Genomic DNA, 22,055 nt, shown 5'->3' with positions numbered 1-22,055 from the left:
CGCTTAAGGTTTGTCTGGCCACAGGTTCATCGTTTTTCCTAAGTGAACAGCATTACCTTATATAGAAGAGATCGGGAAAGAAAAGTGAGAGGGGTCTGCGCTAGAGCCCCCCTCGCCATTCCTCAGAAATCCACCGTGGCCGACAACTGCAATGTGCGCGGCGAGCCTGGAGAGAAGGCACCGTACGAGGCGACACCCGACCAGTACTCGCGGTCAAAGACGTTCTGGACCGTGGCCCTGAAAGTCGTCGGTCGACCTTCGATCTTGGTGGCGTAACGAGCGCCCGCATCGAAGCGGGTCCAGGCATCCAGCTCCTGGGTGTTGGCCTGGTTCACGTATTGGCTGCTGGTGTAGATCGCGCCACTGGTGAGGGTAAAGCCTTCCACCCACGGGGTGTCCCATTCGGCCCACAGGTTGGCTTGTACGTCTGGCACGCCCACCGGCTTATTGCCACGGTTGGCCGCTGTGGCGGAATCCGTCAGCTCACCATCGAGCAATGTCACGCCACCCATCAAGCGTGTGCCGGGGGCCACTTCGCCGAACACGCTCAGCTCCACGCCACGGTTGCGCTGTTCAGCCTGTACAGAGAAAACATTGTTCGTGCCGATTTCGCCACTGGGCTTCTCGATCTGGAACAGCGCCAGGGTGGTCATGAACGTGCCGTGCTCGTACTTGACCCCAACCTCATGCTGTTTGGACTCATAAGGTGCAAACGTTTCGCCGGCATTGCTCGCATTGCCTGGCGCGACGTCACCTTTGCTCAGCCCCTCGACATAGTTGTAGTAGAGCGACACATCCTCCCAGGGCTTGACCACGACGCCGACCAGCGGGGTCGTTGCGCTGTCGTCATAACGGGAACTGACCGCGCCGCTGGCATTGTAGTTGCGCGACTCGATATTTTGCCGACGCAGCCCCAGGGTCAGTTGCAGACGGTCATCCAGTACCGACAAGGTGTCGGTCAAGGCGAAGCCGGACAGCTGCGACTCGGAAACCCGCAGCACCTTGGGCGCATTGATGGCCGGCTTGGGCACATCCACCGGGTGATAGATGTTCGAGCGGACCTCCGGCCCGTTGTTGATCCCCCGGGACAGTTCATCCTGGTAAGTGGTCGCCATCAGCGTGGTCGTGTGGCTGACAGGGCCGGTGTCGAACACCCCACGAACCCCCACATCGGCTGTCGAACGGTCTACGTTGAATTTGTAATACCCCGGTGTGTTGCTGATATCGCCGGCGTTGTTGAGGATTCTTGGTACCTGGTCGGACATCCGCTTGACGTCCGAGCGACCGCCACCGGCGTGGGCAAACACCGTGACCGCGTCCGTCAGGTCGTATTCGCCACCCAGCAAGGCCGACTGCTCCTTGGTGTCGGACCAACCCCATTTCTGTGACGCATTGGTACGACCGTTGGGGGCCGATGGGATTTCAACGCCAGGCGCGACGGTGAAGGGTCGCGAGGCGCCGTCAAAGCTCTCTTTCTGGCTGATGAAGTCGAGGTTCAAGCGCAAACGCTCGCCCCGATAATCCAGGGCGATAGCTCCGATCCCGAGTTCGCGTTCCTGGTCGTCGATGGCCGTGTCGCCACCCTGGAGGCTGCCGTTGAAGCGCATACCGAACTGGTTTTCCGAGCCGAATCGACGGCTGACATCCAGGTGCCCGCCCACGTGGGAATCGGATGCGTAGCTACCGGTAAAGCGCGTCAGGTCTTCGTCCAACGGACGCTTGGGAACGATATTGATCACCCCGCCCACCCCGCTGTTCGGAGAAATACCGTACATCAGTGCACCCGGCCCCTTGAGCACTTCGACCCGTTCGGCGTAGTCGGTGAACACCCGGTAGTTGGGTGCCACGCCGTATACGCCGTCGTAGGCCAACTCGCCGAGGTTGCCCTCGCCGATGGGAAAACCACGGATGAAAAACGAATCGACGATGCCGCCCACCTGCCCCGTCGAGCGCACCGAAGGGTCTCGTTGCAGGGCGTCGGCCACGGTCACGGTTTGCAGGTCGGCAAGGGTCTTTTCGGTGTAGCTGGTCACGCTGAACGGCGTGTCCATCACGTCCTTGTTGCCCATCATCCCCAAGCGTGCACCGCGCGCCACCTGACCGCCGGCCAGCACGGGCGGTAGTGCGCCTGGGTCGTTGTGGGTCCCGCTGATGGTGGTGGCGTCAAGGGTCAAGCCTTGCCCGTTGCCCTTGGAGGCGTCCTGGGTTGTATCGGCGGCAGGCGCCTGTTCGGGGGTTGCCGCCCAGGCGGTGGCGCTTCCTGCGGCCAGAATGAAACTCAGCGTGGCGCTACGAATCGCGAGGGATAACGCAGACTCACCACAAGGTCGACGTGCAACAGACATGGCTTAAGGATCCTTTCCAACGGGAGAAAATGGTAATCACTCCTATTGCCAGTCGACCTACGGAAAAGTATCACCTCCCGGGGATTATTTTTTCAGAGTGCGCCGGGCCCTCAGGTGGTCACCCGCCCAGTGGTCGCGATCTACCTGATATACGGCATCGGCCTTGAAGCCCATCAGCAAAACACCATGGTGATGTTTGCCCCCGATGGCAAAGCGCGTAGCCTGCTGATCCGCGATTTCGCTACGCGCGCCCCTGCTGGAGGAACGCTGGTACACCTTGCAACCTCATGTGCAGCCGGGCATCTTGCCGACCGTGTTCGTGGAAGATATCGAGCCGATGCGCATGTGCGTGCTCGACGCGGTGTTCCTCACCCACCTGCACAAGATCGCCTTGTGGCCGATCCGATCGTTGTTGCGCATGCACCTGCTGCAATACTCCAACTATCGTTTACAGCACACGCTGACCAACCCGCTTGCGAGCGTTTAACCACCGAGGCTGAGTCATGTCCCACGCAGGTGCCATCCAGGGTTCGAACGTCAGGATCCTGATTTACCTCCTATTCGCGATCCAGCTCATCTCCATGGGCGCGATGGAAATGAGCGGGCCGTTCTGGCCGGTCCACCTGCGCGGGCTGACGTCCTCGGAGTCAATCTTCAGTTTCGCCAGCATCGCCGTGTATGTCGGGCCGATGCTGGGCATCATTCTGACCAGCGCCTTCTGGGGCCGTATCGGTGATCGTTACGGCCATAAGCTGATGATGATCCGCGCCCTGGCGGGCCTATCATTGACGCAGCTCGGGCTGGCGCTGTGCAGCGATATCTGGATCATCCTGGTGCTGCGCTTCCTGCAGGGCGCCTTTGCCGGGTACATCGCCCCGGCCCAGGCCTATGGCGTCAGCATCGAAGCCCCCTCGCGACGGGCACGGCTGTTCGCGATCCTGCAAATATCCACCAACGTCGGCTCATTGCTCGGCGCGGTGGTCGGGGGCCTGATCCTCGACTACGCCACCTTCTTCTGGATCAACATCATCGCCTCGGCCTTGTGCGCGGTGTGCACGGTGGTGGCCGCCGTGACCTTGCCGGACGTGCCACCGGTGAAAAAACCCGCGACCAGCCAGGCCCCGACGACACCAAGCCGTACCGACAGTGTCTGGCAAGGATCGCCATTGCTGTCGTTGCTGTGGGTCATGGGCATCCTGCTGTTGGCCCGGATGCTGCCACAGACCTCCTTCTCCTTGTATGTGAGCTCGGTATTCGACGTCAGCAACTCAGTGGTCGGCCTATGCTACGGCTTACTGGCGCTGGGTTTCATCCTCTCGGCCACGGCCTGGTCGCGCTATTTCGAACACCGTACCCAGCAGGACACCTTGCACCGCATCATCTACGTCGTGCTCGGTTGCATCGCCCTGACCGCCCTGGCGGGGGTCACGCGCAATGCCATCGTCTTTGTCGTCGTCTACTTCATCTGGGGCGTGCTGCTGGGGGCTACCACACCGGTGCTGATGGCGTTGATCTCGAAATCCGCCGACAGCGCGCGCCAAGGCCACGTGCTGGGCATTGCCCAGGGCACCGCGCAGTTCGCCTCGATCGCGGGCATCTCGGCCGGTGGGTTGCTCAGCCAGGTCTACGGTTTGCAGTACACCTACCTGTTCGTTTGCCTAGCCTATGTGTTGGCCCTGATTCCCGTCGTCGCCTTGCGGTACTGGCCCGCGAGCCTGCAAGCCAGCCCCGCCCCGCCCGCGGACTGATCAAGGCGTTTCCCTTTGAACCCTGCATGCCGCTTGCGTCACGAGCAGGTTGTCCCTTAGCATTGGGAATACTTCTCAATTGCAAAAAAGCCGCAGCCATGAGCGAAACCCTGCCCGCGAACAACGACCAGCATCTGCGCGTGATCGAAGACCTGTATGCCGGCCATCACAGCTGGCTGTACAACACGCTGAAGAAGAAGCTGGGCAACGCCATGGATGCGGCGGACCTGGCGCAAGACACCTTCGCGCGCATTCTCGCCTCCCAAGTCACGGCCATCGACCAGCCCCGGGCCTACCTGAGCTGCGTGGCCAAGGGCATTCTCATCAACTGGTATCAACGCAAGGCCCTGGAACGTGCCTACCTGGAGGCGCTCGCGCATTTGCCGGCCCAGGAAGTGCCGTCCCCTGAATTGCGCTTTCTGGTGCTGGAAACCCTGCACGAAATCGACGCCATGCTCGACACCCTCCCGGCGCCGGTCAAGCGGGCGTTCCTGCTGTCGCAGATCGGCGGCCTGAAATACGACGACATCGCCCAACAGCTGAACGTCTCGCTGATCACGGTCAAGCGCTACATGAAACAGGCATTCGTGCAGTGCTTGATGTTGGTGGAATGAATGCTCACTCGTCGCCGTGAGCCGCCGCTCGACCCCAAGGTCCTCGAAGAAGCCGCCGAATGGCTGATGCGCTTGAGCGAAAGCGACCTCAGTGACAACGAGCGCGTCGAATGGGAATGTTGGAGGGCCAGCAGCCCCGAGCGCGGCCGGGCCTGGTCTCGTGCGCAATTGCTGCAAAGCAAGCTCGGCGGCTTGCCACGCGCATTGGCGATGTCGGCGCTGGATCGCCCAAGCAGCCCCGAACGCCGCGCGACCCTCGGCAAACTGGCGTTGCTGCTGGCAGCGGTGCCTGTCGGTTGGGGCAGCTGGAAACTGGCGCAATCGCAGCAATGGTCCGCCGACTACCGAACCGCCATCGGCGAGCGCCGCGAGTTGACCCTGGCCGATGGCTCTCACCTCACCCTCAATACCGGCACGGCCATCGACGTACTGTTCGACACCCGCCAGCGGCTCCTCCATGTGCGCGAAGGGGAAGTCCTGGTGCAGACCGCGCCGGATGCCTCACCCCAGGCCCGACCGTTCCTGGTCAGCACCCGCGACGGCCGGATGCAGGCCCTGGGTACGCGGTTCATCGTGCGCCAACTGCCATCGCGCACCCATCTGGCGGTACTCGAAGGCGCGGTGCGGATTGAATTGACCGAGGCTCGCCAGGCCGCGCCGCTCATCGTCAACGCCGGACAGCGCACCGACTTCTCGTCCCAGGCCTTCGGCCCGTTGACCCCGACAGATCGCAACGCCAGCGCCTGGACCCAAGGCATGCTGATGGCCGACAGGATGCGCCTGGCGGATTTCGTCGCCGAACTGGCGCGCTATCGCCGCGGCTTCGTGCGTTGCGACCCGGCCATTGCCGAGCTGCGGGTGTCCGGCGCGTTTCCCATCAGCGATACCCAGCGCACGCTCAACATGCTGGTGCAAACCTACCCGGTCCTGGTCACCGGTCATTTGAGCGGTTACTGGGTGACGCTCTCCCCGGCCTGACCCCACAAAAATTATTGGCTGCCCGGGTGATACTTTTTTTGATCTCAACTGGCAAAGAAAGGAATAACCATTTCATCTCGTCCATAGGGTCATCCATCCATGCTCGTTGCACGGCCCCTGCGTCCGGATCGTCCGTCCAAGCCCGTCATGCGCAGTGTGCTGTTGAGCCTTGCGTTGAGCACGGTCACCGGGCCGTTCGCCTTCGCCGCCGCGCCCACGCAACTGGAAGCCGTCGCTCCCCGCGCCTATGACATCGCCCCGGGGCCGCTCGGCCCTGCCCTGTCGAGCTTTGCGGTGACCGCCGGCATTGCCCTGTCGTTCCAGCCCTCGATCACTGAAGGCCTGGTCAGCCCTGGGCTTTCCGGCACGTATCCGGCAGCGCAAGCACTCACCCATCTGCTGGCCGACAGCGGCGTGGAGATGGTTGCCCGCGACGATGGCAGCTACACACTGGTGCTGCGCCAGGTGTCCCTGCCGCAGATCAGCGTCGATGCCGCCGGCAGACGCAGCACCGACCTGCCACCTGCCGACGCCAACGACCAGGTCGCCCGCGGCGCACGCCTCGGCCTGCTGGGCAACGCCGATGTGATGGATGCACCGTTCAGCGTCAGCAGCTACACCTCGACGATGATCAGGGATCAACAGGCGATCACCGTGGGCGACTTGCTGGAACGCGACGCTTCGGTGCGCTCCACTGGCCAGGCGGGCGGCATCGTCGACTCGTTCTTCATCCGCGGTTTTCCGCTGGGGGAAGGCAACCTCGGGGAGTTGGCTTTCGACGGTGTGTATGGCGTGGCGTCCAATTACCGGGTGTTCACCGATTACGCCGAGCGTATCGAACTGGTCAAGGGGCCCGCGGCGCTGCTGTATGGCATGTCGCCCAACAGCGCCGTGGGCGGCGTGATCAACGTGGTCCCCAAGCGCGCCCTCGACGAGGACCTGACCCGATTCACCAGCCGCTACGCCACGGACTCGCAACTGGGCGGCCACCTCGACGTCAGTCGGCGCTTTGGCGAAGAACGCCGGTTCGGGATCAGGCTCAACGGTAGCCTGCAGCAGGGTGACACGGCCATCGACAAGCAGTCCCGAGACGTCGGTACCGGCGCCATGGCCCTGGATTACCAAGGCGATCGCCTGCGCATGACCCTGGACCTGATCAGCCAGGATGAAAAATTCGACGCCGCCTCACGCCCTTTCCTGATCGCCCCTGGCGTGCAAATTCCCTCCGCCGCCAACGGCCGCACCAGTGTCAGCCAGGACTGGGGACGCTCCCGGGCCCGGGACAAATCGGCGTTGCTGAGTGGCGAGTACGACCTCAGCGACCAGCTGACCCTGTTTGCCCACGCCGGCGGCGGAAAATCCGAGGTCGAGCGCATGTCCGACCAGACCCCGACCATCATCAACGCCGCCGGCGACACGTCATCGGTTCCCGGTTATTACAAATTCAACGTCCAACGCTACACCGTCGATGCCGGCGCGCGCCTGGGCTTCGACACCGGGCCGGTCAGCCACCGCGCGGTGCTGCAAGTCAGCCGTTATCGCGATGAGTTGTCCCGCGGCATTATTTCCGGCCCCGCCATCCTCTCGAACATCTATCACCCGGTCGACCGGCCCAGGCCCAACCTCGCCGAACCTCACACGCCAAAAGTCTCCGAAAGCGAACTGTCGGGCGTCGCCCTGGCCGACACCTTGTCGGTGCTCGATGAGCGCCTGCAAGTCACCCTCGGGTTGCGCCGGCAAAACATCCAGTCGAACAACTACAACACCACCGTCGCCACCCCGTCCTACGATAAAAGCAAGACCACACCCCTGCTCGGTATCGTCGCCAAGCCCTGGGACCATGTCGCGCTGTACTACAACTACATCGAAGGCCTGAGCAAGGGCGACATCGCGCCGTCTGCCGCCACGAACGCCGAAGAGGTTTTTTCCCCCTACATCTCCCGCCAGCAGGAGATCGGGGTCAAGGTCGACTACGAACGTTTCATGGCCACGCTGGCGCTGTTCCAGATCAAGAAACCCAGCGGTGAATTGTCGTCCGGGGTGTTCTCGGTCCAGGCCCAGCAACGCAACCGTGGCGTGGAACTGAACCTGTCCGGCGAGATTGCCCGGGGCACGCGCCTGCTCGGTGGCGTGACGCTACTCGATGGGGAACTGACCCGCACCAGCGTCGCCGCCAACCGCGGCAATACACCGGTGGGCGTGCCCAAGGTCCAGGCCAACCTCTGGGCCGAGTGGGACACCCCGGGCATCGACGGGCTGACACTGACCAGCGGTGCGATCTACACCGCCAGCCAGTACGTCGACCAGGCCAACACCCAGGAACTGGATGCCTGGACCCGCTTCGATGTCGGTGCCCGCTATGCCACGCGCATTGCCGAACGGCCCACGACATTTCGCGCCACGGTGCAGAACGTCTTTGACCGCGCCTATTGGTCGGGGGTCGCGTCCTATGGCGCGTTCTCCCAAGGCGCACCGCGCACGCTGTTGTTATCCGCCACCGTTGATTTCTGAAACCTGCGGGCCGGGGCGGCGACTTGCGCCGTTGTCCGGTCCGGCTTTTGTAAAGGCCTGAACCATGGTTACTGTTTTTCGCCGCCCTCACACCCTCGCCGCCCTGCTGTTCGCCGGGCTGCTCGGTGTGTCGTTTCTTTCGCTGACGCCCCGCAACGCCCTGGCCGCCGAGGCGGACCCTGCCCTGGGCAGCGTGACCGACCTGCTCGGGCGCCAGGTCAAGGTCCATCTCCCGGTCAGGCGGGTGATCCTCGGCGAAGGCCGCCAGTTGTACCTGGTGGCGGCGCTGGACACGCAAAATCCCATCGAACGCATCGTCGGCTGGCGCAAGGACCTGATCCAGTCAGATCCGGACACCTACGGCGCCTACCTGCGCAAATTTCCCGACATTGCCAAGATCCCGACCTTCGGCGGGTTCGAGGACGGCACCTTTGACATCGAACAGGCCATCTCCCAGCGTCCGGATGTGATCATCCTCAATATCGAAGCCCAGCACGCCACCGAGGATGCGCGCTACATCGAGAAGCTCGACGCCTTGGGCATCCCGGTGGTCTACGTCGACTTTCGCAACAACCCGATGCAGAACACCGAGCCGACCATGCGCCTGTTCGGCCAACTGTTCGGCAAGCAAGCCCGTGCCGAAGCCTTCATCGATTTTCGCAACCAACAGATTCGACGGGTCACCGACGTCATTGAAGCGCGCCACCCTGCCCGGCCAAAGGTCTTCATCGAACGCATCGGCGGCTACACCGATGATTGCTGCCTGAGCTTCGGCAACGAGAACTTCGGCCTGTTCGTCGAAATGGCCGGTGGCGACAACATCGCCAAAGGCATCATCCCCACCACGTTCGGCCAGTTGAATGCCGAGCAAGTGGTGGTCGCCAACCCGGCACAGGTGGTGATCACCAGCGCCAACTGGGAAGCCTTTGCACCCGCTGGCCATTGGGTCGGCGTCGGCCCCGGGGCGGACATGGCCCAAGCCAGGAAAAAACTGGCGTGGTACACCCAGCGACCGGCCTACGCCGGCATCAAGGCCCAGGACGACCAGGCGTTCCACGCCATTTGGCATCAGTTCTACAACAGTCCCTATCAGTTCGTGGCCATCCAGCAATTGGCCAAGTGGTTTCACCCGACGTTGTTCGCCGACCTGGACCCGGACGCCTCGTTCCGCCAATTGCACGAGCAGTTCCTGCCGGTCCCTTATGAGCCGGGTTATGCCGTCAGCCTGGGCCAGACAGAGGACAAGCCATGACTTCGTTGAACGAAACCCTGGTGATGCAACGTGACACCTACCGGCGCCTGGTGCTGCGCAAGCGGCTTATCCTCGGGGGGCTCACGCTGTTGCTGATCTGCAGTGTCCTGCTCGACCTGGCCCTCGGGCCGGCACGCTACAGCCTCGACGAAGTGCTCGGCGCGCTGTTTTCACCGGACAGCGCGTCGCCCCAGGTCCGCGTGGTGATGTGGGACATCCGCTTGCCCGTGGCGCTGATGGCCGTTGCGGTCGGTGCCGCGTTGTCGCTGGCCGGCGCGCAGATGCAGACGATCCTCAACAACCCGCTGGCCAGCCCGTTCACCCTGGGCATTTCCGCCGCCGCCAGTTTCGGTGCGGCCATGGGGCTGGCGTTTGGCGTGGCCTTGTTCCCGCTGGCGGCGCAGTACATGGTGCCGGTGAACGCGTTCATCATGGCCATGCTGTCGGCATTGCTGATCCACTTCCTGAGCCTGCGCCGCGGTGTCACCGCCGAGACCATCGTGCTGCTTGGCATCGCCCTGGTGTTCACCTTCAACGCGTTGCTGGCGCTGGTGCAATTCTTCGCCACCGAACAAGCCGTGGCCGCCGTGGTGTTCTGGACGATGGGCAGCCTGACCAAAGCCACCTGGCCCAAGCTCGGAGTGATCTGCCTGGTGATCCTGGTCACCCTGCCGATTTTCGCCAGGCGCGCCTGGGCCTTGACCGCGCTGCGGCTGGGGGACGACAAAGCCGCGAGTTTCGGCATCAACGTGCGCAGCCTGCGCTTTCAGACGCTGATCATGGTCAGCCTGCTCGCCTCGTTTCCGGTGGCGTTCGTCGGCACGATCGGCTTCATCGGCCTGGTCGGCCCGCACATCGCGCGGATGCTGATCGGCGAAGACCAACGGTTCTTCCTGCCTGCGTCCTTGTTGACCGGCGCACTGATTCTGTCCGCCAGTTCGGTGATCAGCAAAACCCTGATCCCTGGGGCCATTTTCCCCATCGGCGTGGTGACGTCGCTGATCGGCGTGCCCTTCTTCATCTCCTTGATTCTCGGTGGGAAGAAAAACTCATGGTAACGATTCGGCTGGAGAATCTCGGGGCCCGCTATGGCCAGCGCCTGGTCATTCACGGCGTGACCACGGCAGCTTTTGTCGGCGGCCAGGTGGTGGCGGTAGTCGGCCCCAACGCGGCGGGCAAATCCACCTTGTTCAAGCGCATGGCCGGGTTGATCGACGGCCCCGGACAGGTGGTCTTGGAGGACTCGAAAAAGGGACCGCAGGGCATCAGCTATATGCCCCAGGGCTTGAACGCCAGCGCCCGGTTGACGGTATACGAGTCGGTGCTGCTGGCACGCAAGCAGCTCACGCCGGGCTGGGTCGTCCATGATGATGAACTGAAGCGGGTGGACGACATTCTCGCCGCGCTGGGCATCACTGAGTTGTCGTTCCGTAATCTCGGAGAGCTCAGCGGCGGACAGCAGCAACTGGTTTCGATCGCCCAGACCCTGGTGCGCGAACCGGAAATCCTGTTGATGGATGAACCGACCAGCGCCCTGGACATGCATCGACAAGTCCAGGTGCTGAATTTCATGCGGGCCCTGGCGCGCCAACGCCAGGTCATTGTGTTCATCGCCATCCATGACCTGAACCAGGCGCTGCGCTTTGCCGACCAAGTGCTGGTCATCGCCGACAGCACCGCCCAGGGCAGCGGCCCGAGCGCCGAGGTGATCACCGAGTCGATGCTGCGTCAGGTCTACAAGGTCGAAGCGCGGATCGAGCGGTGCAGCCGGGGCGAGCGCCACATCCTGATCGACGATATCGTTTGAGCGAACATCCGGGCCTTGCACCAAGGGCCGGGGACGCGGGACCTAGGCGACCCCGCCGTCGGACACCGCAAGGGGGTCGGCCTGGCTCACACGGCTTGGCCTGAAGGTCTCGGGCATCGCCAGCAACAGGCCGAATGCCAGCGCGGCAATCGCCGCCAGGGTCAGGAACGCCGCGCTGTAGCCAGCCCCTTGCACCACGAAGCCGGCCAGGCTGTTGCTCAGCGCGGCCCCGAGCCCGAACACCGTCGACAACACCCCGAGGCTGACGTTGAAGCGTCCGGTGCCCTGGGTCAGGTCCTTGACCACCAGGGGAAACAGCGCGCCGAACAACCCGGCACCGATACCGTCCAGCAGTTGCACCGCCACCAACCAGTAGGGGTCGTCCGAGAGCACGTACAACACACCGCGGATGGGCAGGATCAGGAAGCCGGCCAGCAGCAACGGCTTGCGGCCCCAGGCATCGGCCTTGACGCCCACCAGCCACGCCATGGGCACCATGACCAGTTGCGCCGCAACGATACAAGCCGACGTCAGCGGCGTGGCCAGGTGCACATTGGCCTGGGCGAGCTTCTGGCTGACCAGCGGGAGCATCGCCGCGTTTGCCAGGTGGAACAGCCCGCAGCAAATGGCGAACAACAGCAGCGTACGGTTATCCAGCAGGACCCGCAGCGTCGAGGGTACAGGGCCGTGAACCAACTGCCCCGCCTCCAGGCCCCGGGCCACGTCATGGTCGATGGCCTCGGCGGACACGCAACCGACCGCCACGATGCTGGCCAATGCCATGGCGGCCATCAGGTAGAACACCGCGATGGGACCGAACAACCAGGCAAACCCACCCGCCAGCAGCGCGGCGCAGGCATTGCCCGCGTGATTGAATGTTTCGTTGCGCCCCGTGCGCCGTGTAAAGGCCTTGGCGCCGGTAATGCCCAGGGAAATCGCCGCGATAGCCGGCGCAAAGACTGACGCTGCCACGGCACCGATGGCCTGGGTCAATGCCACCAGGCCAAAGGACGACGTGAACGGAAGTACCAGGCAACCCAGCGTCACCACCAAGGCCGCCACGGCCACCACGGCACGCTTGCTGCGCACCCGATCGATCAACGCGCCGGCGGGCGCCTGGGCGACGAGCCCGGCCATGGCCGCCACCGTCATCACCACGCCAATGCTGGCCGGGTCCCAGCGATGCACCGCCAGCAGGTAGATCGCCAGGTAAGGACCCAAACCATCGCGCACATCCGCGAGGAAAAAATTCAGGCCATCCAGGGAAAGGTTGTTGCGTCGGTCTCGGTTTCGATCCACAGCGGCCTCGACGGGGGCTTTGCCCAAAGGTGATTGGCGCCAAGGTGTGCGGCCACACAAGACGACACGGTCTGTTCCGTCCGTCACCCACGCGTCGTGACGGGACGCGCCATGATGTCGCAAAGTATCGATCCGAGCCACTGCGATGACCGCGGAGCCATTGAGAAAACCGGAGCCAGAGTTTGCTCCCGCTGGGTCGCGCCTGTAGGAGCTGTCGAGCGAAGCGAGGCTGCGATCTTTCCTCTGACACTTGAATCTCAAGCGTAAAGAACAAAAGATCGCAGGCTTCGCCAGCTCCTACAGCGCCTAGCGGGAGCAATCTCTGGCGTCAGGTCCATCGTTTTTTCTTAGGTGGACTGCATGATCTACCAAAGCGCGATGTCGTAGGTAAAGTAGATCCGATTGCTGTCACGGCCACGGGAAAAGTCCGAGCGATAGACGTAGTTTCGCAACTTCACCCCCAGCCCCTTGAACGTTCCCTGTTGCACCACATAGGCGATCTCTGCGTCACGTTCCCACTCTTTGACCGTGGTGTTGGACTTACCGTCGTTACCGCTCAGGTAGCGGGTGGAGAACGTCAGGCCGGGCACACCGAGGCGCGCGAAATCGTAGCCGTAACCGAGCATCCAGGTCTTCTCGTCTTCCTCGATGAACTTGCCGATCCCGACGTTGCTGAAGGAGTACACCGTGGCGCCGCTGATGTAAGGCAGGCCCGCCTCGCCGCTGAGGGTCTGGTAACCGGCGCTCAGTGTGTGGCCGGCAACGGCGTAGGCCAGCGACCCGCTGAGCATGTCGTTGTCGATCTTGCCGCCGTAGGCCGACCCCGAATCGACGCTGTTGAAGTAGCGCAGGTCGCTGGTCAATACCCCGGCGCCCAGGGGCAGATCATGCTGGATGCCAACGAAGTTCTGTCGATAGAAACTCTCCAGCTCGCCATAGAAGTAGCTCAGGCGGATGTGCTTGCCCAGCTTGTAGTCGGCGCCGGCATAGCTGAAGTCACCGGACTTATCGCCGCCGTAGCCGTCCGGCACGATGGGCATGCTGTCGCTCGAATCCCGCAGCTTGAAACGCTCCAGGTGCCCGCCGGTGACGGTGAGGTTGTCAATGTCGTTGCTGCTGATCTGGGTGCCTTGGTAAGTCTGGGGCAACAGCCGCGCATCGTTGTAGACCAGCACCGGGGTCTTGGGCAGCAAGGTGCCGTATTTGAGCGTGGTCTTGGCCACCCGGGCCTTGGCGGTCATGCCCGCACTGGCGAACTCGTCGGCGGCGCGACCGTCGTCATGCACCGGCAGCAGGCCGGTGCCGCTGCGGCCACGCCCGGAATCGAGCTTGACCCCGAGCAGGCCCAGGGCATCGACCCCGAAGCCGAGGGTGCCCGGCGTAAAGCCTGACTGGTAATCCAGCAGGAAGCCCTGGGCCCATTCGGTGCGCTCACTCTTGGCGGTCCTTGCCGCCCGGGCGCTCATACCATGTTCGTCGCGGAAATTTTCGTTGAAATAGACGTTGCGCAATTGCAGCTTCAGCTTGCTGTCATCGATGAAACCTTCGGCGCTGGCCGTGGCCAGGGGCAACAGGCCAAGGATTGGAAACAAAGCCCCGCGGGTCAGCAAAATGGTCATGTCTGGCTACTCGTTGTTGTTATTGGGCGTGCAGGCCTTCTCACCCCATTTGCAGGGGGCGTGTCAGGCAGGAAAACAAGGTTCGGGGGAATCAGGAAAACAGCGTCAGCGCCCCGGTCAGTAGGGCCAGCGCGGTTATCACCAGGGACGTGAGCACCGCCCATTTGACGGTGGCTTTCTGGAAGTCGCCCAGGTCGCGGTCGACCATGCCCACCAGCAACAGGGTCGAGGCCACCAGCGGGCTCATCAGGTGCACCGGCTGGCCGAGAATGGAGGCCCGGGCAATTTCCACCGGAGCAATCCCGTAGGCAGCCGCGGCATTGGCCAGGATCGGCACGACACCGAAGTAGTAGGCATCGTTGGACAATACGAAGGTCAGCGGCATGCTGGTAATCGCCACCACCAGCGGGAACAAATGGCCCCAGGAAGGCGGAATCCAATCGACCAGGGTTTGTGCCAGGGCATCGACCATCTTCGTTCCGGAGAAGATCCCGGCGAAGATGCCCGCGGCAAACACCAGCAGGACCACGGTCATGGCGTTGCCCGAATGGGCGAGAATGCGCTCCTTCTGAATATCCAGTTGCGGATAGTTGATCATCAGCGCAAGGACGAAACCGATCAGGAACAGAATCGCCGAGTGCATGAGTCCCATCACCAGCGCGACCATCACCGCGACCACCAGCAGCAGGTTGACGTAGGCCAGTTTCGGGCGCTTGTGTGGCGTGTCCTCGATGATCGCGTTGATGTAGCAGTCACCGCCACCGCTTTGCAGTTGGACGTTGCCGATACGCTTGCGCTCGGCACGGCCCAGCAGGAAGGCCGTGAACACCACCCACATCGCACCGCCGATCATGGTCGGCAGCAACGGCACGAAATACTCACCGGCATCCAGGCCCAGCGCTGCGATCGCACGGGTCGCCGGGCCGCCCCAAGGGGTCATGCCGCTCATGATGCTCAGGGAGAGCATGGAAATGGTCGCCAGGATCATCGGGCTCATGCCGATGCGCTTATACAGCGGCAGCATCGCGGCACAGGTGATCATGTAGGTCGTCGTGCCGTCACCGTCCAGCGCCACCAACAGCGACAGCAGCGCGGTGCCCACGGCGATTTTCATCGGGTCGCCATTGACCCGCTTGAGGATCTTGCGGATCAGCGGGTCGAACAGACCGGCGTCGATCATCAGGCCGAAAAACAGGATCGCGAACAACAGCAGTGCCGCCGAGGGCGCGACCATTTTCAGGCCGTCCAGCATCATCTTGCCAGTAGTCCCGCCAAAGCCGCCGAGCACGGCAAAGACGATGGGCACTACCGTCAAGGCGACGATCGGGGACAAGCGTTTGGTCATAATCAGGAAGGTGAAGACCACCACCATGGCCAAGCCAAGTAAAGCGAGCATATGTCAGATCTCTTGTTGTTATGAGTAGCTTGGCAGACACCCAGGCGCACGCCCTCCCACCCGCCAGGCAACACGCTGAAGTGTGCCTGGCGCAGAGGTATCGAGTGAGCTTGCGCGGTGCTGTCGAGTCAGCCGTGAGCGGCTAGATGTGTTTGGCGACCTTCGTGCCGTCCCAGCTCGAGTCCGTTGCCGGGGTCTGTGTCAGGACGGGTTTGCCGTCCAGGGTCTGCAACAGCACTTCGCGGTCGCAGGCATTCTCCGAGAGGGAGATCACTACGGTGGCGACGGCGTTGCTCGCCAGGCTGGTCAACGCCCGCGCTTCGGACATGAATCGGTCGATCCCGATCAATAGGGCCAGGCCCGCCAGGGGAATGTCGTGGATGACCGTCAAGGTCGAGGCCAGGGCGACAAACCCGCTGCCGGTCACACCCGCAGCACCCTTTGACGACAGCAGCATGATCGCCAGCATGGTGATGACCTGGGTCAGCGTCAGGTCGATGTTGCAGGCCTGGGCAATGAAGATCGCCGCCAGCGACAGATAGATCGCCGTGCCGTCGAGGTTGAACGAGTAGCCGGTCGGCAGCACCAGCCCCACGACCCCTTTCTTGCACCCCAGGGCCTGGAGTTTTTCCAACATCCGCGGCATTACCGGCTCGGTAGAGGACGTGCCGAGCACCACCAGGAACTCTTCACGCAGGTAACGCAACAGCTTCCACAGGCTGAAACCGTGGGCCCGGCAAAGGCTACCCAACACCACGAAGACGAAGAAGGCGCAGGCGATGTACAAGGTCATGATCAACTTGGCCAGCGAGCCCAGCGACGTGATGCCGTACTGCCCCACCGTGAAGGCCAAGGCCCCGAAAGCGCCAATCGGAGCGAAACGCATCAGGTAGGAGAAAATCTTGAACACCATGTGCGAAGCCGATTCCAGGACCTCCAGCACAGGCTTGCCGCGCTCGCCCAGGGACGACAGGGCAAAACCGCAGAGCACCGCGATAAACAGCACCGGCAGCACCTCGCCTTTATTGAAGGCGCCGATGAAGGTGTCGGGAATGATGTGCATGAAGAAGTCCACCACGCTCAGTTTCGCGGCGGAGTCGGTGTACTGCGACAACCCCTGGGTACTCAACTGCGTCGGGTCGATGTTCATGCCCGCGCCGGGCTTGAACAGGTAGACCGACACCAGGCCGATGATCAGGCTAATCACCGTCAGCGCCAGGAACAACAGCAGGGTCTTGCTCAACAAGCGCCCCAGCGAGCGCTTGTCGCTCATACCGGCGATGCCCGTGACAATGGTGCAGAACACCACCGGCGCGATCATCATCTTGATCAGCTTGATGAAGGCATCGCCCAGCGGCTTCAAGGCAATTGCCTGTTGCGACCAGAAGTGCCCGACGACCACGCCCAGCAGCACGGCGCAGATGATCTGGAAGTAGAGCGATTTAACAACTTTCATGGCATCACCCATTTTTAGAATTGTTCTGATGCAAAAGACCCTGGCAGCCAGGGCTATCCGGCCAGACGTTGGGGCGCCGTGGCGTAGACGTAACCCGAGAAAAGCCGGCGCGCGGTACGTACTACCGAAGCCTGAATGGTCTCACCCTTTTCACCCGTGTAGGACAGTACGACATCAATACCGCCGCTTGGGTGTTCGATCCGAACCTGTTGCAAGCGCGGTTTACTGACGTTGCCGAGCAACTGTGCAACGACGCTGCCTTCGGTTACGCACGCCGTGGCCAGGCCGATGGAGCCGGTGATCGCCAGGGCGCGGTGACAGTTGTGCGGCATGAAGTAGCGCACCTGGATCGTCCCACCAGACTTGGCCGGAGACACCAGCACCGGCTTGGGAATGACCTTGTCGCTGACATCACCCAGGCCCATCGCCAGGCCGGCTTTCAGCCGCAAGGACTCCAGCCGCTGCAGAAAGGCTTTATCGGCGTCCAGTTCGGCAGGGCTTTCGTCACCGCGTTTGCCGAGCTGGCTGGCCTCGACGATCATCATCGGCATCGCCATGTCGATGCAGGTCACCGGGATACCGTCGATCAGGTCCTGGGTCTGCCCGGTCGGGAAGAGTTTCCCCGTCTTGCTGCCCGCCGCATCGAGAAACGTCAGTTGTACCGGAGCGGCTGTGCCAGGCACGCCGTCGATGGCGGTGTCGCCTTCATAGCTGACCTTGCCTTCCGGGGTTTGCACTTCGGCATTCACGAAAGTCCCGGTGTTGAGGTTGCGAATGCGCACCCGGGTCAGATTGCCAGAAGGCTTGACCAGCCCCTGCTCGATGGCAAAGGGGCCGACGGCGCAGAGCATGTTGCCGCAGTTGGGGGCGGTATCGACACGACGCTGGGAAACCATGACCTGGACGAACAAATAATCGACATCCGCGTCTGGGTGCAGCGATGGGCTGACGATCGCCACTTTGCTGGTTTGTGGGCTGCCACCACCGATGCCGTCGATTTCCAGCTCGTGGCCGGAGCCCATCAGGTTGAGCAGCAGCTCGTCACGTTCGGCGATGGCGACCGGCAGATCCCAGGCGAGAAACACCGGGCCTTTGGACGTACCGCCGCGCATTAGCACACAAGGAATTCGCTGCATGTTCACTAACTCTTGTTGATCAATCTGGATAATTGATGCTCTGGACACAAGAGTGGCAAAGTTTGAAAAGTGTTTCCAATGCAAAGATCAGAGGGATTATTGCGTTTTGCAAATGAATTATTTTACGATGATTCGCACTGCGCATCCCCTCTGCGGTGAGGTAGAACATGGAATATGAGCTCCAGGACATACGATCTTTCGTGAAAATCGCCGAACTGGGCAGTTTCCACGAAGCCGCCGATGCGCTGCATCTGTCACAACCGGCCCTGAGCCGACGGATGAAAAAACTCGAGGAGGGCCTGGGAACCGCTTTGCTCGACCGCACGACCCGCAAGGTCAGCCTGACGAGTGTCGGCCGTGACTTCCTGCCCAAGGCGCGGCGCCTGCTGGATGATTTCGACGACTCGATTCTCAACATCCGCGAGCTGGCGGAGCGGCAGATCGGTCGGGTGACCTTGGCGTGCATCCCCACGGCGGCGTTCTATTTTCTGCCTTCGGTGATTCGCCTCTACAACGAGCGCTACCCGAAAATCCGCATCCGCCTGCTCGACCTCAGCGCCAACGAAGGGCTCGAAGCGGTACTGCGCGGCGAAGCCGACTTCGGCATCAACATGATGAGCGGCCAGCACCCGGACATCGAATTCGTGCCCCTGGTCAACGAACCCTTTGTGCTGGCCTGCCGACGCGACCATGAATTGGCTGAACGCAGCGCGGTCACCTGGTCGGAACTCAGCGACTACCGGCTGATCGGGGTCGGGCGCCTGAGCGGCAACCGCATGCTGCTGGACCACGCGCTGTCGGGCCTGAGCTGGCGCCCGCAGTGGTTCTACGAAGTGCAGCACTTGTCTACGTCGCTGGGACTGGTCGAGGCCGGCCTGGGCGTGTCGGCGATGCCCAGCCTGGCCATGCCGGCCGGGGATCATCCAACCCTGGTCAGCGTGCCGCTGATCGAGCCGGTGGTAAACCGCTCCCTGGGCCTGGTCTACCGCCGGGGCGCATCGCTCTCCCCGGCCGCGGAGAAATTCGTCTCGATCCTGCTTGAACAGTGGCCGCAATGAAGCGAGCGTCTCCACACCACCAACGCGGCGAGGCTGATCAAGGCGCCCAGCAGGCTGACCGCCATCCAGCCCCACAGCACATAGACCTGGGTCGCGGCGGCCGCTCCCAACGCGCTGCCCACCGAGTAGAAACACATGTACGCACCGACCATGCGACTTTGGGCGTCGGGCCGCGCGGCGAAAATCAGGCTCTGGTTGGTGACGTGCACGGCTTGTACCGCGAAGTCGAGTAGCACCACGCCGCAGACCAGTGCGATCAGGGAGCTCTCGGTAAATGCGATGGGCAGCCAGGAGAACGTCAGGAGCCCCAGCGACAAACCGGTCACCCGTTGTCCAAAACCTTGATCGGCCCAACGACCGGCGTTTCTGGCCGCCAGGGCACCGGCGACACCCGCCAGGCCAAACAGGCCGATGGCCGTGTGTGAAAGTGACAGCGGCGCGGCGCTCAACGGCAGCACCATCGCAGTCCACAACACCGAAAAAGCGGCAAAGATCAGCAAGGCCAGCAGCCCCCTGGCCCGTAGCATCGGCTCAGTCACGAACAGCACGAACAGCGAACGGATAAGCGCCAGGTAGGGCTGCCGGTGACGGGGCGACACAGCGGCAGGCACCACGGCCCAGAACACTGCCGCGATGGTCAGCATCAAGCCCGAGGAAACGAAATAAACCCCGCGCCAGCCCGCCAGGTCGGCGATCGCCCCGGAGGTAAACCGCGCCAGGAGAATCCCCAGGACAACGCCACTGGTGACGGTGCCCACGGCCTGTCCCCGTTGGGAGGGCGAGGACAGCACGGCGGCATAGGCCACCAGCACTTGGACGACCACCGCCAGCAACCCCATCACCACCATGGCGCCCAGCAAAGCCAACCAATGCCGGGCTGCGCCGACGGCCGCCAGCGCGATGGCAGACAACACCAATTGCGCGAAAGCCAGCCGTTTACGGTCGACCCTGTCCCCCAGCGGGACGATGAACAGCAACCCCAGCGCGTACCCCACCTGAGTGGCCGTCACCACCCCCCCGATCAATCCGGAAGCGACGCCCAGGCTCTCGGCCATCGAGGCGAGCAAGGGCTGGGCAAAGTAGACATTGGCGACGGCCAATGCGCAGGTCACGGAAAACAATAACGTGAGCGACGGCGAAAGCCCCGGGCACGGCTGTTCATTCAAAGAGCCCGGGGAGAGTGAGCTTGCTCCCTCGCCCCCCTGATTTCCCGAAGGCTGCTGGGTGAAACAGTCGGCCTCTACTGTCATGCACGTCTCCTTGGCGCTAAACTGGTTTCAATTAAAAACCTGTTTGGATTGTTGCGTTATCAGGTTTCAATTTGCAACCACAAAATTCCGGCCAACGTGGCAATGCTTTCCAGAGGGTCAATAAAATGGAAACCGCTTCATCGCAAAACAACGAATGCCCGGTCGCCAGGACACTGGATGTGATGGGTGATCGCTGGTCACTGATGATCATCCGCGACGCATTCGACGACATCCGTCGATTCAGCGAATTTCAAAAGAGCCTGGGCGTGGCCAAGAACATTCTGGCTTCGCGACTCAAAGCCTTGGTCGAGGCCGGCGTATTCGACATTCGACCCGCCTCGGATGGGAGCGCCTACAAGGAGTACGTCCTGACAGAGAAAGGCCGGGAGATCTTTCCGGTGGTGGTCAGCCTGCGCCAGTGGGGCGAACGTTTCCTGTTCGAGCCGGGGGAAACGCGTTCCGTGCTGTTGGACAACACGTCCGGGCAAACTCTCATGCCGATGGAGGTGCGCTCGGCAAGCGGTCAGAAACTCGGGCCGACCGATTGCCACAGGGTGAGGCTCATGACCGACGACCTGACGTGAGCGTTTTTATCCCTGCAAAACCAGGGACATGTCCGGGTACCTGGCACACATGAAATCGACAAATGCCCGCACCTTCGGCGCAGCAAGACGTCGGGACGTATGCAAGACCCAGAGTTCGGCTTCTTTCCCCGATACCGTGCCCCACTGGACCAACTCGCCAGTGGCCAGCTGGTTCCATGCCATCGACTGCGGGATAAGGGCCACCCCACCACCGGCGATGGCCGCATCGCGGATCATCAGGAACGAAGAGAACCGCAACCTGGGGATCGGTTCCAGGACCAAGTGGCCGCCGTCCAGTGTCCACTGCGTGGGCTCGAAACTGGACACCACAATGCCGGGAACCGAGCGGATGGCCCCGGATGCAGGCATTGGCAGTTCAGGCGCGGCCACCACCACCAGCCGGTCCCTGGCGAAACAGCGACCGACTAAATCGCTGTCCGGGCCGGGGTTGATCCGGATGGCGACATCGAATTGTTCCTCGACGAGATCGACCACGCGGTCCTCCGCAATGACCTCGATCGTGACGTCAGGGTAAGCCGCACAAAAGTCTGCGCCGATGCGTCCCATCGCCAGCTGCGAGAACAGGACCGGAGCAGCGACACGCAAGCGTCCGCGCGGCGTCGATACACCCTCCTTCGCCGCCGCCATGGCCTCGGCCACCTCGGCCAGCGGCCCTTCGGCCCTGGCCATCAGCAGCGCACCGGCCTCGGTGAGCTTCAGGCCACGGGCGCTGCGCTCGATCAGCCTGACCCCCAATTGCTCCTCGAGGTCGGCGATGCGGCGCGACAAGGTCGCCTTGGAGATTCCGCTGGCACGGCTTGCCTTGCCCAACCCCTCGTTCGTGGCCACGAGGGTGAAATCGATCAGTGCGTTCAGGTTCATGGTGTTCCACTTTTGCAACGGAGTGTCTACATCCTGGGGTCTTCGATTTATTCCTGCAACACCCTATCGTTTGTCCATCGCAACCGCCGACAAGGTCGTAGCGAACTGCCTGACTCACCC

18 protein-coding genes and 1 pseudogene are annotated in these 22,055 nt (G+C 62.5%); 11 read left to right on the top strand and 8 right to left on the bottom strand.

The window, feature by feature from the left end:
- Positions 1 to 122: 122 nt before the first annotated feature.
- Complete coding sequence (locus BLP82_RS03870; protein WP_092165489.1) at positions 123 to 2,345, bottom strand: TonB-dependent receptor; 2,223 nt, start codon at positions 2,343 to 2,345, stop codon at positions 123 to 125.
- Between the two features lie 114 nt (positions 2,346 to 2,459).
- Between BLP82_RS03870 and BLP82_RS31520 the strand changes: the two are divergent.
- The 9 genes and pseudogenes from BLP82_RS31520 to BLP82_RS03830 all read left to right on the top strand — a co-directional run.
- A pseudogene (locus BLP82_RS31520) lies at positions 2,460 to 2,552 on the top strand (IucA/IucC family C-terminal-domain containing protein); the annotation flags it as partial.
- Positions 2,553 to 2,622: 70 nt separating this feature from the next.
- Positions 2,623 to 2,832: a hypothetical protein gene (locus BLP82_RS31515; protein ID WP_256574117.1), complete on the top strand. Its 210-nt coding sequence runs from the start codon at positions 2,623 to 2,625 to the stop codon at positions 2,830 to 2,832.
- A 16-nt stretch (positions 2,833 to 2,848) separates the two neighbouring features.
- Positions 2,849 to 4,093, top strand: a complete 1,245-nt coding sequence (locus BLP82_RS03860; protein WP_092165488.1) for an MFS transporter — start codon at positions 2,849 to 2,851, stop codon at positions 4,091 to 4,093.
- 98 nt (positions 4,094 to 4,191) lie between these two features.
- Complete coding sequence (locus tag BLP82_RS03855) at positions 4,192 to 4,707, top strand: sigma-70 family RNA polymerase sigma factor (RefSeq protein WP_060742745.1); 516 nt, start codon at positions 4,192 to 4,194, stop codon at positions 4,705 to 4,707.
- Positions 4,708 to 5,685: a FecR domain-containing protein gene (locus BLP82_RS03850; protein ID WP_092165486.1), complete on the top strand. Its 978-nt coding sequence runs from the start codon at positions 4,708 to 4,710 to the stop codon at positions 5,683 to 5,685.
- A 99-nt stretch (positions 5,686 to 5,784) separates the two neighbouring features.
- Entirely contained in the window at positions 5,785 to 8,196 is a 2,412-nt protein-coding gene (locus tag BLP82_RS03845; protein WP_092165484.1) for a TonB-dependent receptor, read from the top strand.
- 64 nt (positions 8,197 to 8,260) lie between these two features.
- Positions 8,261 to 9,448 carry an ABC transporter substrate-binding protein gene (locus BLP82_RS03840; RefSeq protein ID WP_092165482.1) on the top strand — a complete coding sequence of 396 codons (1,188 nt, stop codon included), beginning with the start codon at positions 8,261 to 8,263 and terminating at the stop codon, positions 9,446 to 9,448.
- A complete protein-coding gene (locus tag BLP82_RS03835) occupies positions 9,445 to 10,506 on the top strand; it encodes a FecCD family ABC transporter permease (RefSeq protein ID WP_063321700.1) in 1,062 nt (353 codons plus the stop codon). Before BLP82_RS03840 ends, BLP82_RS03835 begins: the two co-directional genes overlap by 4 nt.
- Positions 10,500 to 11,255, top strand: coding sequence for an ABC transporter ATP-binding protein (locus tag BLP82_RS03830; protein WP_092165480.1), 756 nt, complete (start codon positions 10,500 to 10,502; stop codon positions 11,253 to 11,255). The genes BLP82_RS03835 and BLP82_RS03830 overlap by 7 nt, the downstream gene beginning before the upstream one ends.
- Before the next feature lie 42 nt (positions 11,256 to 11,297).
- Here the strand turns inward: BLP82_RS03830 and BLP82_RS03825 are convergent, their stop codons facing one another.
- The 5 genes from BLP82_RS03825 to BLP82_RS03805 form a co-directional block, all read right to left on the bottom strand.
- Positions 11,298 to 12,554, bottom strand: coding sequence for an MFS transporter (locus BLP82_RS03825; protein WP_092165645.1), 1,257 nt, complete (start codon positions 12,552 to 12,554; stop codon positions 11,298 to 11,300).
- Positions 12,555 to 12,919: 365 nt separating this feature from the next.
- Positions 12,920 to 14,173, bottom strand: coding sequence for an OprD family porin (locus BLP82_RS03820; protein WP_092165478.1), 1,254 nt, complete (start codon positions 14,171 to 14,173; stop codon positions 12,920 to 12,922).
- 91 nt (positions 14,174 to 14,264) lie between these two features.
- Entirely contained in the window at positions 14,265 to 15,569 is a 1,305-nt protein-coding gene (locus BLP82_RS03815; RefSeq protein WP_092165476.1) for a CitMHS family transporter, read from the bottom strand.
- Positions 15,570 to 15,711: 142 nt separating this feature from the next.
- On the bottom strand, positions 15,712 to 17,037 hold the full coding sequence (gene dctA / locus BLP82_RS03810; RefSeq protein WP_092165474.1) for a C4-dicarboxylate transporter DctA: 1,326 nt from the start codon (positions 17,035 to 17,037) through the stop codon (positions 15,712 to 15,714).
- A gap of 41 nt (positions 17,038 to 17,078) precedes the next feature.
- A complete protein-coding gene (locus tag BLP82_RS03805; protein ID WP_092165472.1) occupies positions 17,079 to 18,161 on the bottom strand; it encodes a 4-oxalomesaconate tautomerase in 1,083 nt (360 codons plus the stop codon).
- Positions 18,162 to 18,328: 167 nt separating this feature from the next.
- On the opposite strand from BLP82_RS03805, the gene BLP82_RS03800 reads away from it, so the two are divergent.
- Entirely contained in the window at positions 18,329 to 19,219 is an 891-nt protein-coding gene (locus BLP82_RS03800) for a LysR family transcriptional regulator (RefSeq protein ID WP_003200706.1), read from the top strand.
- On the opposite strand, the gene BLP82_RS03795 is transcribed toward BLP82_RS03800, so the two are convergent.
- Positions 19,144 to 20,469 carry an MFS transporter gene (locus BLP82_RS03795; RefSeq protein WP_092165470.1) on the bottom strand — a complete coding sequence of 442 codons (1,326 nt, stop codon included), beginning with the start codon at positions 20,467 to 20,469 and terminating at the stop codon, positions 19,144 to 19,146. The two genes, BLP82_RS03800 and BLP82_RS03795, sit on opposite strands and share 76 nt — an antisense overlap.
- 125 nt (positions 20,470 to 20,594) lie before the next feature.
- Here BLP82_RS03795 and BLP82_RS03790 point away from each other — a divergent pair, with 125 nt between their 5' ends.
- Complete coding sequence (locus BLP82_RS03790) at positions 20,595 to 21,053, top strand: winged helix-turn-helix transcriptional regulator (protein WP_092165468.1); 459 nt, start codon at positions 20,595 to 20,597, stop codon at positions 21,051 to 21,053.
- 6 nt (positions 21,054 to 21,059) lie between these two features.
- Here the strand turns inward: BLP82_RS03790 and BLP82_RS03785 are convergent, their stop codons facing one another.
- Positions 21,060 to 21,935 (bottom strand): LysR family transcriptional regulator, encoded by an 876-nt coding sequence (locus BLP82_RS03785; protein ID WP_092165466.1) that lies wholly within the window; start codon positions 21,933 to 21,935, stop codon positions 21,060 to 21,062.
- Positions 21,936 to 22,055 lie beyond the last annotated feature (120 nt).

The organism is Pseudomonas sp. NFACC37-1 (genome assembly GCF_900101575.1).
Taxonomy (GTDB): Bacteria; Pseudomonadota; Gammaproteobacteria; order Pseudomonadales; family Pseudomonadaceae; genus Aquipseudomonas; species Aquipseudomonas fluorescens_AA.
Note: the sequence above shows the minus strand (reverse complement) of the source record. Positions and strands in the feature narration are given on the sequence as shown.